We start from the raw sequence: 14,749 nt of genomic DNA, 5'->3' as shown, positions 1-14,749 counted from the left end.
AAGGAGAGGCGTGACCATGCTCCGCACCATGTTCAAGTCCAAGATCCACCGCGCCACGGTGACCCAGGCCGACCTGCACTACGTCGGCTCGGTGACCGTCGACGAGGACCTGCTGGACGCCGCCGACATCCTGGCCGGCGAGCTGGTCCACATCGTCGACATCAACAACGGCGCCCGGCTGGAGACCTACACCATCGCCGGGCCCCGCGGCACCGGTGTGATAGGCATCAACGGCGCCGCCGCCCGGCTGGTGCACCCCGGCGACCTGGTGATCCTGATCGCCTACGGGCAGATGGACACCGCCGAGGCCAGGTCGTACCAGCCCAAGGTGGTCTTCGTGGACGCCGAGAACCGGATCACCGGCACCGGCGCCGACCCGGCCGAGGCGCTGCCGGGCACCGAGACGCTGCGCGGCGACGCCGTGCACACCCGCTAGGAGCAGTGCCGTGACCCACCGACTCGCAGCCCCCGCCCCCGGCTGGACCTCGACCACCGACGTGGTCGTGGTCGGCTCCGGGGTGGCCGGGCTGACCGCCGCGCTCGGAGCCCGCCAGGCCGGGCTGCGGGTGACCGTGGTCACCAAGGCGATGCTCGACGACGGCTCCACCCGCTGGGCCCAGGGCGGCGTGGCCGCCGCGCTGGGCGAGGGCGACACCCCCGAGCAGCACCTGGCCGACACCCTGGTGGCCGGCGCCGGCGTCTGCGACGAGGAGGCCGTGCGCCTGCTGGTCACCGAGGGGCCGGGCGCGGTGCGCCGGCTGATCGGGGCGGGCGCGCTGTTCGACACCGACGCCGAGGGCGAGATCCTGCTGACCCGCGAGGGCGGGCACCACCGCAACCGGATCGTGCACGCGGGCGGCGACGCCACCGGGGCGGAGATATCCCGCGCCCTGGTCGAGGCCGTGCGCAACGACCCGGAGATGGAGCTGGTCGAGCACGCCCTGGTGCTGGACCTGCTGAAGGACGCCGAGGGCCGCACGGCCGGCCTGACCCTGCACGTGATGGGCGAGGGCCAGCGCGACGGGGTGGGCGCGATCCTGGCCCCGGCCGTGGTGCTGGCCACCGGCGGCATCGGCCAGGTGTTCTCCGCGACCACCAACCCGGCGGTCTCCACCGGCGACGGCGTGGCGCTGGCGCTGCGGGCCGGCGCGGCGGCGGCCGACCTGGAGTTCGTCCAGTTCCACCCGACCGTGCTCTGGCTCGGCCCGGAGGCCGAGGGCCAGCAGCCGCTGGTCTCCGAGGCGGTCCGCGGCGAGGGCGCCCACCTGGTCGACGCCGACGGCGTGCGGTTCATGCTCGGGCAGCACGAGCTGGCGGAGCTTGCGCCGCGCGACGTGGTGGCCAAGGCGATCATCCGGCGGATGCAGGAGCTGGGCGCCGAGCACATGTACCTGGACGGGCGGCACTTCGGCGCCGAGATGTGGGCCGAGCGCTTCCCGACCATCCTGGCCGCCTGCCGGGAGCACGGCATCGACCCGGTGACCGGGCTGATCCCGATCGCCCCGGCCGCGCACCACGCCGCCGGCGGCGTCCGCACCGACCTGCACGGCCGCACCTCGGTGCCCGGCCTGTACGCCTGCGGCGAGGTGGCCTGCACCGGGGTGCACGGCGCCAACCGGCTGGCCTCCAACTCGCTGCTGGAGGGCCTGGTCTTCGCCGAGCGGATCGCCGCCGACCTGGCCGCCCGGTACCGGGCCGGCGAGCTGGCGCAGCGTCAGGTCGACGTGGCGGCGGCCCGCGCCGCGGCGACCGTGCCGCTGCCGGCCCCGGAGGCCCGGGCGGCGATCCAGCAGCTGATGTCCCGCGGCGCCGGGGTGCTGCGCTCGGCCGACTCGATGGCCGCCACCCGGGCCGGGCTGGCGGAGCTGGCGGCCGGCGCCGCCGCGGACGCCGCCGAGCAGAAGCCGGCCGACCCCCGGGTGGAGACCTGGGAGGCGGCCAACCTGCTGCTGGTCGCCACCGCGCTGGTCGGCGCGGCCGAGCGGCGCACCGAGACCCGGGGCGGCCACTGGCGCGAGGACTTCCCCGAGCGGGACGACGCCCACTGGCGGCACCACCTGATCACCACCCTGGACGCGGACGGCCTGCACGTCACCGAGGAGCACTGAGGACCATGACCCACACCCACGAGGAACTCCCGATGGCCGATGCGGGCTGCGGGGACGGCTGCGCCTGCGGCGACGGCGAGGGCTACGAGACCGGGCTGGACCCGGCGCTGGCCGAGCTGCTGGAGGAGGCCGGCCTGGACCCGGTCGAGGTCGAGGACATCGCCACCCTGGCGCTGGCCGAGGACTTGGCCGGCGGCGAGGACGTCACCTCGGTGGCGACCGTGCCGGCCGACGCGGTGGCCACCGCCGACTTCACCGCCCGGGAGGCCGGCACGGTGGCCGGCCTGCGGATCGCCGAGGCCGTGGTCTCGCTGATCTGCGAGGAGGAGTTCGAGGTCGAGCGGCACGTCGAGGACGGCGACCGGGTCGAGGCCGGCCAGGTGCTGCTCTCGGTGCGCAGCCGCACCCGCGACCTGCTGACGGCCGAGCGCAGCGCGCTCAACCTGCTCTGCCACCTGTCCGGCATCGCCACCGCGACCCGGCAGTGGGCGGACGCGCTGGAGGGCACCGGCGCGGTGGTCCGGGACACCCGCAAGACCCACCCGGGCCTGCGCGCGCTGCAGAAGTACGCGGTGCGCTGCGGCGGCGGGGCCAACCACCGGATGGCGCTGAGCGACGCGGCGCTGATCAAGGACAACCACGTGATCGCCGCGGGCGGCGTGGCCGAGGCCTTCCTGGCCGTCCGGGCCGCCTACCCGGAGCTGCCGGTGGAGGTCGAGGTGGACACCCTGGAGCAGATCCCGCCGGTGCTGGAGGCCGGGGCGGACCTGATCCTGCTGGACAACTTCACGGTGGAGCAGCTGAAGCAGGCGGTCGAGCTGGTGGCCGGCCGGGCGAAGCTGGAGTCCTCCGGCGGGCTGACCCTGGCCAACGCCCGCGAGGTCGCCGAGACCGGGGTCGACTTCCTGGCGGTCGGTGCCCTGACCCACTCGGCGCCGATCCTGGACATCGGCCTGGACCTGCGCTCCTGACCACACGTCGCCCTGACCGCGCGTCACCCCCTGGAGAAAGCGGCCCCATGCTCCTGACCATCGACGTCGGCAACACCCAGACCACGCTCGGCCTGTTCGAGGGCGAGGAGGTCGTCGAACACTGGCGGATCTCCACCGACCCGCGCCGCACCGCCGACGAACTGGCGGTGCTGATGAACGGGTTGATGGGGCCGCACGCCCAGAACGTCGACGGTCTGGCGATCTGCTCCTCGGTGCCCGCGGTGCTGCACGAGCTGCGCGAGGTGACCCGCCGTTACTACGGCGACGTGCCCGCGGTGCTGGTGGCGCCCGGGGTGAAGACCGGGGTGCACGTGCTGATGGACAACCCGAAGGAGGTCGGCGCGGACCGGATCGTCAACGCGCTGGCCGCCAACCACCTGTACGGGGGACCGTGCATCGTGGTCGACTTCGGCACCGCCACCACCTTCGACGCGATCAACGAGCGCGGCGACTACGTGGGCGGCGCGATCGCCCCGGGCATCGAGATCTCGGTGGACGCGCTCGGGGTGCGCGGCGCCCAGCTGCGCAAGATCGAGCTGGCCCGGCCGCGCAACGTGATCGGCAAGAACACCGTGGAGGGCATGCAGTCCGGGGTGCTGTACGGCTTCGCCGGGCAGGTGGACGGGCTGGTCGGCCGGATGGCCAAGGAGCTGTCGCCGACCGACCCGGAGGACGTGCAGGTGATCGCCACCGGCGGGCTGGCCCCGCTGGTGCTCGGCGAGGCGGACTCGATCGACGTGCACGAGCCCTGGCTGACCCTGATCGGGCTGCGGCTGGTCTACGAACGGAACAAGCCCACCACCTGATCGACCCCCGGCCGGACCAACCGAGGTTGACACTGCGCGAGGCTTCCGACAAATCGGATATTCCTCACGTAGTGTCAACTCATGCCTACGCCACACGGGTCCCGCGGCGGCATGGCCTTCAGCGCCGACGAAGTGCGCGTGCTGCGCCGTGCCCTCGCCCAGGCCCTCCACCCCGCCATCCCCGCCCAGCTACCGCTCGGCGCCGACCTGGCCCTGCTCTGGGCCGAGGACGTCCAGGAGGCGCTCAGGCTGACCGAGGCGATCGACGAGGCCGTCCTCGAAGGCGGCCGGCTGCGCGTCTTCCTGCGGGCCGAGCTGATCCGCTACCGGACCGCCCTGCCCGGCAGCGCCACCGGCTACCTGGAACGCCTGGAGGAGGCCGTCACCGACGGCTACCTCCCGGAACCCGACGACCTCTCCGCCCTGCGCGCCCTCACCCGCCAGCCCTGCGGCTCGACCGAACGCCAGCGCCGCTCCCGGCTGGCCGGGCGCTGCCACGCGCTGGCCGAGGCCGCGGTCCGGGAGCGCCTGGCCCGCGCCACCGCCCCGCCGCCGCGCCACCTGACGGCCGTTCCCAGCCCCGACCGCAGCCCCGACCGCAGCCCCAACCGCTCGGAAGGACCGATCCCCATGACCAGCGAACCGCGCCGCCCGGCCCCCGCCGCCGCGTCCACCCGCATCCCCACCCCCGCCGAGCTCTTCGCCCGCCGCCCCCGCCCCCCGCAGCACCCCGACTCGCCCGAGGCCGAGTCGAGTGCCCCGGAGGAGCAGGAGCTGGCCACGGGGACCGGCTGACGGCCCGACGGTCTGACGGTCCGACAACGACTTGTCGACAGTGTGATGGGTTCATGGGCAACTGATGGTCACGATTCCTTAAAGCTCATGAACCCTTCGCTCGGTACTGCCCCCTGATGACCGGTTTGCCCGGTCCGCACCCTAGCTAGGGTCCGGTCGAGCACAACTCATCTCATCCAGGGGGACCACCGTGCACTCCGCACGCGCACGCCGCGCCACCGCACTCGGCACCGCCACCATCGCCGCCGTGCTGACGGCGGGCATCACCGCACTCCCGGCCCACGCGGCCGGCGCCCAGCTGCAGCTCTTCCTGCCCAACTCGCTCCAGCTGCCGCTGACCGCGCCCGCCGATCCGTCGTCGGACCCGAACAGCGTCCTGCCCGTGAACATCGGCCGGACCGGCAGCGCCCCGGTGCACGACGTGAAGGTCAGCTTCGACACGTCGGCGCTGGCCGGCGTCGCCGACCTCCACTCCAGGAGCGGAGCCGGCGGCCCCGGCTGCCCGACCAGCGGAGCGGTCGTCACCTGTGAGGTGGGCGACCTCAACTTCGACAAGATCAACATGACCACGAACCTCTGGCTGACGGCGGCCGCCGGGGTGAAGCCCGGCGCCAGCGCGCTGCTGCACGTCACCGAGACCTCGTCGGACGCGACCAGCGTGAGCCAGGACCTCCGGATCACGGTCGGCGGCCCCGACCTGAAGGTCAAGGACATCGCCCCGGCCACCCACGTGAAGCCGGGCAGCACCGTCCCGATGCCGATCGAGTTCGCCAACGTGGGCCAGCTGCCGACCAGCAAGGTCGTGGTGGAGCTGGAGGCCGGCGAGGGCCTGGACTTCGCCGGTGCGGGCATGGACCACTCGAAGCTGCCGTCGAACTGCGAGTACGCGGCGACGACGGGCAGCAACGTCGGCGAGAAGCCGGAGATGTCCAACCGCCTCGCGATCTGCACGCTCGACCTGCCGGCCGCCGTCGGCCAGGTCTACCGGCTCGACCCGATCGCCCTGCAGACGGCGAGCAGCCTGGTCGGCATGGACGTGCTGGTCAACGTGGAGCCCGCCGAGGACGCGCCGGGCGCCCAGGCACCGCTCTGGCGCAAGGCCGACTCGTTCCAGAAGGGCGGCGCCGCCCCGCTCACCGCGACCGCGATCAGCGACGACGCCTTCCTCAAGGGCCCGCGCCACCAGTACGACCGGCAGACCTACTTCGGGGTGCAGGCCGACAACACCGCCGACTTCGCCGCGCTGGGCAACTGGGCCCCGAACGGTGACGGCACCCAGGGCACCCTGACCGTCGGACTGCAGAACAACGGCCCCGGCGCGATCATCAACAGCCACTCCGGCGAGAACCCGGCGGACGTGCGCCTGGTCCTCCCGCAGGGCGTCCAGGTGACCAAGGTCCCGACCGGCTGCCACTCGGAGCAGCTCAACGACAAGACCGCGGCCTACGCGTGCGACACCACCTGGCTGGTCCGGGACGGCTACCAGCAGACCTTCCCGTTCGGGCTGAAGCTGACCGGCGGGTCGACCGCCGGCAACGCCCGGGTGAGCTTCCAGAACGAGGACGAGGCCAACCCGCAGGACCCGCAGCTGGCGTTCGACCCGAACCCGGCGAACAACGCGGTCCTGGTCGCCCTCGGCGCCCAGCCCGCCGGTGCCCCGATCACCGCCGTGAGCGCCTCCGCCGCCCCCAGCGAGAACTCCACCAACCCCGCCGACACCAAGGACGCCGACTCCGGCAAGGCGCTCGCCTTCACCGGTGGCGGGTCCGACGCCGCGCCGCTGGCCGCGGTCGGCGGTGCGGTGCTGCTGGCCGGCGCCGGCGCGGTGCTGTACGCGCGCCGTCGCCGCACGAGCTGAGCCGACTCCCTCCGGGGCCCCGACACCGCGCCGCTGGCCGGTGACGGGGCCCCGCGTTCTGCTCGCTACTCTGGTGCGGTGAGCGTTCAGAGCACCCCCGCGACCGATGACCTCCCCGAGCAGATGCGCGTCCGGCGCGAGAAGCTCGACCGCCTGCGCGAAGCCGGCATCGATCCGTACCCGGTCGGCTTCCCCCGGACCACCACCATCGCCGACCTGCGCGCGAAGCACACCGGCCTGGAGGCCGACGTCGCGACCGGCGAGCGGGCCGGCGTGACCGGCCGGGTGGTGCTCTCGCGCACCGGCGGCAAGCTCTGCTTCGCCACCCTGCGGGACGGTTCGGGCGACCTCCAGGTGATGCTCTCCCTGGACAAGCTGGGCGAGGAGCGGCTGGCGGCCTGGAAGACCGACATCGACCTGGGCGACCAGGTGGGCGTCGAGGGCGAGGTGATCACCTCAAAGCGCGGTGAGCTGAGCGTGCTGGTGGACAGCTGGGCGCTGACCGCCAAGTGCCTGCGCCCGCTGCCGGACAAGCACAAGGGCCTGACCGACCCGGAGGCCCGGGTCCGCCAGCGGTACGTGGACCTGATCGTCAACCCCGAGGCGCGCGAGATGCTGCAGCTGCGCTCCAAGGTGGTGCGCTCGATCCGCAACACCTACGAGGAGCGCGGCTACCTCGAAGTCGAGACCCCGATGCTGCAGCCGATCCACGGCGGCGCGAACGCCCGCCCGTTCGTCACGCACATCAACGCCTACGACATCGACCTCTACCTGCGGATCGCCACCGAGCTCTACCTGAAGCGCCTGGTGGTCGGCGGGGCCGAGAAGGTCTTCGAGATCAACCGGAACTTCCGCAACGAGGGCGCCGACGCGACCCACAACCCGGAGTTCACCGCGCTGGAGTCCTACGAGGCGTACGGCGACTACAACACCCAGGCCGAGCTGATCCGGGCGATCGTGATCAACGCCGCCAGGGACGCGCTGGGCACCACCGTGGTCCGCGGCACCGACCCGCACGGCGTGGAGCACGAGATCGACCTCGCCGAGCCCTGGGAGGAGATCAGCGTCTACCCGGGCATCTCGCAGCGGATCGGCTCCGAGGTCACCCCGGACACCTCGGTGGAGGAGCTGCGCAAGCTCTGCGACGCGGCCGGCGTGCCCTACGAGAAGGAGTGGGGCCACGGCCAGATCGTGCTGGAGATGATCGAGCGGCTGCTGGAGGAGAACGCGGTCCGCCCGACCTTCCTGAAGGACTACCCGACCGAGGTCTCGCCGCTGACCCGCCAGCACCGCTCGATCGCGGGCGTGGCGGAGAAGTGGGACCTGGTGATCTTCGGCACCGAGATCGGCACCGCCTACTCCGAGCTGATCGACCCGGTCGAGCAGCGGGCCCGGCTGACCGCGCAGTCGCTGCTCGCGGCCGGCGGCGACGTCGAGGCGATGCAGGTGGACGAGGACTTCCTGCGCGCGCTGGAGTACGCGATGCCGCCCACCGGCGGGCTCGGCCTCGGGGTCGACCGCCTGATCATGCTGCTCACCGGCAAGAACATCCGCGAGACGGTGCTCTTCCCGCTGGTGAAGCCGGAAGTCACGAAGCCGGAATCCGCGAAGCCGGAGGGCAAGACCGAGTCCGGCAAGTCCGAGGAGGAGTGATCCGATGCAGTACGTGAGTGCGATCGTGCCGCCGCTGGTGATGGCCATCGGCTTCGGTTTCCTGGTGCGGGCCATCATCCGCAGCCAGGGCGGTTCCCAGAAGGGCAAGGAGGACATCGCCGCCGAGGCGATGGTGCGGGCCGCCCAGGCGGACTCCGCGAAGTAGTCCGTTCCCCCTGCACGCTGCGCCGGGCCGCCTTCCCGTTCATCCGGGAGGGCGGCCCGGCGGCGTTCTCCCCGCCGTTCTCCCCCGCCGTTCTCCCCGCGCCTTCGGCATTCACCCGACAAATATCCCTAAAGTGGTCATATGGTCCGGCCGCTGGGCGAACTGGAGAACGCCGTGATGACCCGGGTGTGGGAGTGGAACCGCCCGGTCACGGTTCGCGAGGTGCTGCTCGATCTGCGGTCCGATCGCGAAATCGCCTACACGACCGTGATGACCGTGCTCGACAAGCTCTATCGAAAGGGCTGGCTGCGCCGGGAACGCGACGGCCGCGCCTATCGATATGCGCCGGTGGCGACCCGTGAGGCCTACACCGCCGCGCTGATGCACGAGGCCTGGGCGACCAGTGACAATCCGGCCGCCGCGCTGGTGCACTTCTTCGGCATGATGTCGGCCCCGCAGCGCGAGGCGCTGGCGGACGCCCTGCGGGTGGCCGGTCCCCAGGAGCCGCCGGCGACGCGATAACGTCCCGCCATGGAGGTCACCATCCGCCGGGCGCGGACCAGTGATGTACGGGCCGTGCGGCGGCTCATCGACGCCTACTCGCAGGACGGCATTCTGCTCGACAAGCCCACAGTCACACTGTTCGAATCCATCCAGGAGTTCTGGGTGGCCGAACGCGACGACGACGGCAGCGTGGTTGCCTGCGGTGCGCTGCACGTGATGTGGGAGGATCTCGCCGAGGTCCGCACCCTGGCGGTCGATCCGGTCGTGCGCGGTCACGGGATCGGGCACGTCCTGTTGGAGAAGCTGCTGCAGACCGCGCGCTGGTTGGGCGTACGTCGGATTTTCTGCCTGACGTTCGAGGTGCCCTTCTTCGCGAAACACGGCTTCGTCGAGATCGGGGAAACCGATGATGGTACGACAGACCCCGGCGTCATCGCTACGGAAGTGTATGAAGAACTCCTTCGCTCCTACGACGAAGGAGTGGCGGAGTTCCTCGACCTGGAGCGGGTGAAGCCCAACACCCTGGGCAACTCCCGCATGCTGCTGCACCTCTGAACCGGGGCGCGCGGACTTGCGGCGGCGCGCATGGCGCACTCGCTCGAACAGCCCGGGGTTTGTGTTTTTCGAGAAAAGGCGGTTTCCTTTCCTCAAGGCATTGGATCGTTAAGCGGAAAGGGAGTCCCGTGGCACAGAGGGTGCAGGTCATTCTTGAAGACGATCTCGACGGCGGTTCGGCGGACGAGACGGTGACGTTCGCCCTCGACGGCGTTGCCTACGAGATCGACCTGAAGTCCGGCAACGCGGAGAAGCTGCGCAACCTGCTCGCTCCGTACGTCGAAAAGGGCCGCAAGCAGAGCGGCCGGCTCACCAGCGCCCGCCGCACCAGCGGGCGTGCCGCCGCCCGCCCGGCCTCCGGCAGCGCGGACACGGCGAAGATCCGCACGTGGGCGAAGGACAACGGCTTCACCGTGAACGACCGCGGTCGCGTGCCGAGCAACGTGCGCGAGGCCTACGAGGCGGCCCAGGCCGCTTCCTGAGCTGCTGCCGCGACCGTGCCGAGGGCCGGTCCGGCCGGCGCCCACGACGGGGTGCGGGGGGTCTCCCCCCGCGCCCCGTGGCCGTACCCGCCCGCTCCGTCCGCGGGGCGGGCGGCGGGCGTCGGGCAGCACCGGCGGTCGGCTGGGGTCGGGGGAACGCGCACGGACTGTGCAACGCTGGACCAGCGGCACGGTCACGCCGGAGCACCCCGTTGGCCCCACCGGGCCGCCGTCCGGCCACGGCTGGGGCACACCGCCCCCGCCCGCCGCACACTGAACCCCCGTCACCCGGGGCCCGGCCGGGCGGACTTCTCGCCTGGCGAACAACGCCACCGGGGAAACTGCACGAGAACAGCCGGAATTTCCGGTATGAATGCAGGTGGGACGGTAGGCGCTGTGGTTCACCGGGCTCCGGCCCGGGCCGTGTTCGCCATTGGCGTAGCGGGAACACGTGCATCGGCCGCGCTGGCGGGAACACCGTCTCCCAACACCAGGTTGGGAAGGGTGTCGGCTGGTCGCGCAGCCAGATATCCCGTGCACACCGCACGGGGAACTACGTGGGCCGCGCCGCTGAGCGGGACTAGCATGCGGAAGGACAGGGCGGGGACAGTCCCCGAACTGCCCGACCGCTCTGAGGAGCGATTAACGATGTTCGAGAGGTTCACCGACCGCGCGCGGCGGGTTGTCGTCCTGGCTCAGGAAGAAGCCCGGATGCTCAACCACAACTACATCGGCACCGAGCACATCCTCCTGGGCCTGATCCACGAGGGCGAGGGTGTCGCCGCTAAGGCCTTGGAGAGCCTCGGGATCTCTCTTGAGGCGGTCCGCCAGCAGGTCGAGGAGATCATCGGGCAGGGCCAGCAGGCCCCGTCCGGCCACATCCCCTTCACCCCCCGGGCCAAGAAGGTCCTGGAGCTGTCGCTCCGCGAGGCCCTTCAGCTCGGCCACAACTACATCGGCACCGAGCACATCCTGCTCGGCCTCATCCGCGAGGGCGAGGGCGTCGCCGCCCAGGTCCTGGTGAAGCTGGGTGCCGATCTCAACCGGGTGCGGCAGCAGGTCATCCAGCTGCTCTCCGGTTACCAGGGCGGCGGCAAGGAGTCCGCCACCGCGGGCGGCCCCGCCGAGGGCACCCCCTCCACCTCCTTGGTCCTCGACCAGTTCGGCCGCAACCTCACGCAGGCCGCCCGCGAGACCAAGCTCGACCCGGTGATCGGGCGCGAGAAGGAGATCGAGCGGGTCATGCAGGTGCTGTCCCGCCGCACCAAGAACAACCCGGTGCTGATCGGTGAGCCCGGTGTCGGCAAGACCGCCGTCGTGGAGGGCCTGGCCCAGGCGATCGTCAAGGGCGAGGTCCCGGAGACGCTCAAGGACAAGCAGCTCTACACACTTGACCTCGGTGCCCTGGTGGCCGGCTCCCGCTACCGCGGTGACTTCGAGGAGCGCCTGAAGAAGGTGCTCAAGGAGATCCGCACCCGCGGCGACATCATCCTGTTCATCGACGAGCTGCACACCCTGGTCGGCGCGGGCGCCGCCGAGGGCGCGATCGACGCCGCCAGCATCCTCAAGCCGATGCTGGCCCGCGGCGAGCTGCAGACCATCGGTGCCACCACGCTCGACGAGTACCGCAAGCACCTGGAGAAGGACGCCGCGCTGGAGCGCCGCTTCCAGCCGATCCAGGTCGCCGAGCCGTCGCTGCCGCACACCATCGAGATCCTCAAGGGTCTGCGCGACCGGTACGAGGCCCACCACCGGGTCTCCATCACGGACGCCGCCCTGGTCGCCGCCGCGACGCTGGCCGACCGGTACATCTCGGACCGCTTCCTGCCGGACAAGGCCATCGATCTGATCGACGAGGCCGGTTCGCGGATGCGCATCCGCCGGATGACCGCGCCGCCGGACCTGCGCGAGTTCGACGAGAAGATCGCCGCGGTGCGCCGGGAGAAGGAGAGCGCGATCGACGCGCAGGACTTCGAGAAGGCCGCCTCGCTGCGTGACGACGAGAAGCAGCTCCTGAACGCGAAGGCGAAGCGCGAGAAGGAGTGGAAGGCCGGCGACATGGACGTCGTCGCGGAGGTGGACGAGGAGCTCATCGCCGAGGTCCTGGCCACCGCGACCGGCATCCCGGTCTTCAAGCTGACCGAGGAGGAGTCCTCCCGGCTGCTGCGCATGGAGGACGAGCTGCACAAGCGCGTCATCGGCCAGAAGGACGCCATCAAGGCGCTCTCGCAGGCCATCCGGCGCACGCGTGCGGGCCTCAAGGACCCGAAGCGCCCCGGTGGGTCGTTCATCTTCGCCGGCCCGTCCGGCGTCGGTAAGACCGAGCTGTCCAAGACGCTGGCCGAGTTCCTGTTCGGCGACGAGGACGCGCTGATCTCCCTCGACATGTCGGAGTTCAGCGAGAAGCACACCGTCTCCCGGCTGTTCGGCTCCCCGCCCGGATACGTGGGCTACGAGGAGGGCGGCCAGCTCACCGAGAAGGTGCGCCGCAAGCCGTTCTCGGTCGTCCTCTTCGACGAGGTCGAGAAGGCCCACCCGGACATCTTCAACTCGCTGCTGCAGATCCTGGAGGACGGTCGCCTGACCGACTCCCAGGGCCGAGTGGTGGACTTCAAGAACACCGTCATCATCATGACCACCAACCTGGGCACCCGGGACATCTCGAAGGGCTTCGGCCTGGGCTTCGCGGCCACCGGGGACACCCAGACCGGGTACGAGCGGATGAAGGCGAAGGTCGGCGAGGAGCTCAAGCAGCACTTCCGCCCCGAGTTCCTGAACCGTGTCGATGACATCGTCGTCTTCCACCAGCTGTCGGAAGAGGACATCATCCAGATCGTCGACCTGATGATCGACAAGGTGGACTCCCGGCTCAAGGACCGCGACATGGGCCTGGAGCTCAGCATCGAGGCCAAGAAGCTGCTGGCCAAGCGCGGCTACGACCCGCTGCTCGGTGCCCGTCCGCTGCGCCGCACCATCCAGCGCGAGATCGAGGACCACCTGTCCGAGAAGATCCTCTTCGGCGAACTGCGCGCCGGCCACATCGTGGTCGTCGGCGTCGAGGGCGAGGGCAAGGAAGCGAAGTTCACCTTCCGCGGCGAGGAGAAGTCGGCCGTGGCCGACACCCCGGCCGCGGTGGCGGCGACGGGTCCTGACCTGACGAAGTAACAGGTCGACTCGCTCGGCTTGAGTTGACGGCTGCGGCCCCGGTTCCTGTGGAACCGGGGCCGCAGCCTTTGCTATGCCTCCTCCGCCGGAGCGCACTCGCACCACACCGCCTTCCCGAGGTAGCCCTCACCCCGGGGCCGGCAGCCCCAGCGCAGCGCGAGCCGTTGGACGAGCAACAGGCCGCGCCCGCAGGTGGCGTCGGCCGGGAGGTCCGCACGGGGAACGGGCAGGCCGGCGCCGATGTCGTGGACTTCGAGGAGCAGCGTGTCGGTGAGCACTACCCTGAGGTAGATCAAGGTGCCGCGCCTGGCGCCGTGCAGGACGGCGTTGGTGACGAGCTCCGTGACCAGCAGCGATCCGTGCTCGGCGAACCGCTGGCCGCCCTTGACGCGGGAGAGGACGTCACGGACGACGCGGCGGGCGTGGGCGGGGGAACGGGTGCTGGCGGGCAACCAGCAGTCCTGGACGACAACTCCTCCGGGTGGTTTGTCGGGGACTTCGAACATGGGGGCGCCTCCCTCGGGGCACAGTGGGGTTTGCGGTTCCACGATGGCGAGTTGGGGGCGAGCCACGCCAGGGGGGCACGGGCAACAGAGGACGTTGTTGGAAGGGGTGGCCGGGGTGAGGGAGAACGGGTTCGGTCAGTGGAAGTTCGGCTGGCGGTTCTTCGGCGCGGAGTTGAAGTTCCACCGGGAGCAAATGGGGCTGACCCAGCAGGATTTGGGCAAGCTGGTGTTCTGCACCGGCTCGTTCATCGGCCAACTTGAGAACGCCGTGCGGCGGCCGCTACCTGAGATGGCGGCGAAGCTTGACGAGGTGCTGAAGACCAACGGGCTCTTCGCCCGGATGTGCAAGAGGCTGGAGAACGACTCGCCGTACGACGACTACTTCGCAGCCGCTGCGGAGTTGGAAAAGTCGGCGACGATGATCACGGAGTACAGCGGGCAGGTCATTCCAGGGCTCTTCCAGACCGAGAGCTACGCCAGGGAGCTGAACCGAGTAGCCTTCCCGTTCCTCACCAAGGGGGAGATTAACGCCCTCGTAGCCATGCGCATGGCTCGCTCCGAGATCTACACAGCCCCTGAGCGGGCAACAAGGCCGAAGTTGTGGGTCACCATTGACGAGGCGGCCATCCGACGCATCATCGGCAGCCGCGAGGAAATGGCCCTACAGCTTGACCACCTTGTGCATCTGTCCGAGGAGTCCGCCATCCTGCTCCAGGTGGTGCCGTTCTCCGCAGGGGCGCACTCCCTCCTTGAGGGGAACCTCAAGCTCATGGCATTCGCGGATGCGCCTCCGGTGGCTTACCAGGAGGGCCCTTCCTACGGCCAGTTGATCGATGATCCAGTCGCGGTTGCTGACCTTGAGATGCGCTACAGTCTCCTTACGGCCAGGGCACATTCCTTCGACGAGTCCCTGGGGCTGGTCAAGTCAGTCGCGAAGGGACTACGCACATGAGCGCGGACCACGGCATCTCGTGGCGTAAGTCGAGCTACAGCGGCGCCGGGGGCAACAACTGCGTCGAAGTTGCAGACGGCCTAACGAGCTTGCTCCCGGTTCGCGACTCCAAGGACCCCAACGGCCCGGCCCTCACCTTCGCCGCTGACGCCTGGTCATCCTTCGTCTCCGCACTGAAGGCCGGCGACCTCTAGCCGCGTCGCCCAC

Annotated in this window: 15 protein-coding genes; 14 read left to right on the top strand and 1 reads right to left on the bottom strand. The window is 70.7% G+C overall.

Features of this window, described 5'->3' with window-relative positions:
- Nucleotides 1-16 precede the first annotated feature (16 nt).
- The 12 genes from panD to FHX73_RS15690 all read left to right on the top strand — a co-directional run bounded on the left by panD (nt 17) and on the right by FHX73_RS15690 (nt 13,084).
- Entirely contained in the window at nt 17-436 is a 420-nt protein-coding gene (panD, locus tag FHX73_RS15735; protein WP_145908306.1) for an aspartate 1-decarboxylase, read from the top strand.
- Between the two features lie 10 nt (nt 437-446).
- Entirely contained in the window at nt 447-2,108 is a 1,662-nt protein-coding gene (locus tag FHX73_RS15730) for an L-aspartate oxidase (RefSeq protein ID WP_145905609.1), read from the top strand.
- Nucleotides 2,109-2,113: 5 nt separating this feature from the next.
- The gene (gene nadC, locus FHX73_RS15725) at nt 2,114-3,079 is read left to right on the top strand and encodes a carboxylating nicotinate-nucleotide diphosphorylase (RefSeq protein ID WP_145905608.1); all 966 of its coding nucleotides are present in this window, start codon (nt 2,114-2,116) and stop codon (nt 3,077-3,079) included.
- 47 nt (nt 3,080-3,126) lie between these two features.
- Nucleotides 3,127-3,906: a type III pantothenate kinase gene (locus FHX73_RS15720; RefSeq protein WP_145905607.1), complete on the top strand. Its 780-nt coding sequence runs from the start codon at nt 3,127-3,129 to the stop codon at nt 3,904-3,906.
- Between the two features lie 81 nt (nt 3,907-3,987).
- On the top strand, nt 3,988-4,701 hold the full coding sequence (locus tag FHX73_RS15715; protein ID WP_145905606.1) for a hypothetical protein: 714 nt from the start codon (nt 3,988-3,990) through the stop codon (nt 4,699-4,701).
- Between the two features lie 190 nt (nt 4,702-4,891).
- On the top strand, nt 4,892-6,559 hold the full coding sequence (locus tag FHX73_RS15710; protein WP_145905605.1) for a hypothetical protein: 1,668 nt from the start codon (nt 4,892-4,894) through the stop codon (nt 6,557-6,559).
- A gap of 78 nt (nt 6,560-6,637) precedes the next feature.
- The gene (gene lysX, locus FHX73_RS15705) at nt 6,638-8,212 is read left to right on the top strand and encodes a bifunctional lysylphosphatidylglycerol synthetase/lysine--tRNA ligase LysX (RefSeq protein WP_145905604.1); all 1,575 of its coding nucleotides are present in this window, start codon (nt 6,638-6,640) and stop codon (nt 8,210-8,212) included.
- A 4-nt stretch (nt 8,213-8,216) separates the two neighbouring features.
- Complete coding sequence (locus FHX73_RS44685; RefSeq protein WP_170304933.1) at nt 8,217-8,378, top strand: hypothetical protein; 162 nt, start codon at nt 8,217-8,219, stop codon at nt 8,376-8,378.
- A gap of 141 nt (nt 8,379-8,519) precedes the next feature.
- Entirely contained in the window at nt 8,520-8,900 is a 381-nt protein-coding gene (locus FHX73_RS45630) for a BlaI/MecI/CopY family transcriptional regulator (RefSeq protein WP_211786209.1), read from the top strand.
- A 9-nt stretch (nt 8,901-8,909) separates the two neighbouring features.
- On the top strand, nt 8,910-9,437 hold the full coding sequence (locus FHX73_RS45625) for an amino-acid N-acetyltransferase (RefSeq protein ID WP_211786208.1): 528 nt from the start codon (nt 8,910-8,912) through the stop codon (nt 9,435-9,437).
- Nucleotides 9,438-9,565: 128 nt separating this feature from the next.
- Nucleotides 9,566-9,919, top strand: a complete 354-nt coding sequence (locus tag FHX73_RS15695; RefSeq protein ID WP_145905603.1) for a histone-like nucleoid-structuring protein Lsr2 — start codon at nt 9,566-9,568, stop codon at nt 9,917-9,919.
- Nucleotides 9,920-10,567: 648 nt separating this feature from the next.
- Nucleotides 10,568-13,084 (top strand): ATP-dependent Clp protease ATP-binding subunit, encoded by a 2,517-nt coding sequence (locus FHX73_RS15690; RefSeq protein ID WP_145905602.1) that lies wholly within the window; start codon nt 10,568-10,570, stop codon nt 13,082-13,084.
- Nucleotides 13,085-13,155: 71 nt separating this feature from the next.
- Here FHX73_RS15690 and FHX73_RS15685 read toward each other — a convergent pair whose 3' ends face one another.
- On the bottom strand, nt 13,156-13,536 hold the full coding sequence (locus tag FHX73_RS15685; protein WP_170304932.1) for an ATP-binding protein: 381 nt from the start codon (nt 13,534-13,536) through the stop codon (nt 13,156-13,158).
- Between the two features lie 169 nt (nt 13,537-13,705).
- Between FHX73_RS15685 and FHX73_RS15680 the strand changes: the two genes are divergently transcribed.
- Entirely contained in the window at nt 13,706-14,542 is an 837-nt protein-coding gene (locus FHX73_RS15680) for a helix-turn-helix domain-containing protein (RefSeq protein WP_246213549.1), read from the top strand.
- Complete coding sequence (locus FHX73_RS15675) at nt 14,539-14,736, top strand: DUF397 domain-containing protein (protein ID WP_145905599.1); 198 nt, start codon at nt 14,539-14,541, stop codon at nt 14,734-14,736. The genes FHX73_RS15680 and FHX73_RS15675 overlap by 4 nt, the downstream gene beginning before the upstream one ends.
- The last annotated feature ends 13 nt before the right edge of the window (nt 14,737-14,749 follow it).

It is taken from the genome of Kitasatospora viridis, assembly GCF_007829815.1.
Classification (GTDB): domain Bacteria; phylum Actinomycetota; class Actinomycetes; order Streptomycetales; family Streptomycetaceae; genus Kitasatospora; species Kitasatospora viridis.
Note: the sequence above shows the minus strand (reverse complement) of the source record. Positions and strands in the feature narration are given on the sequence as shown.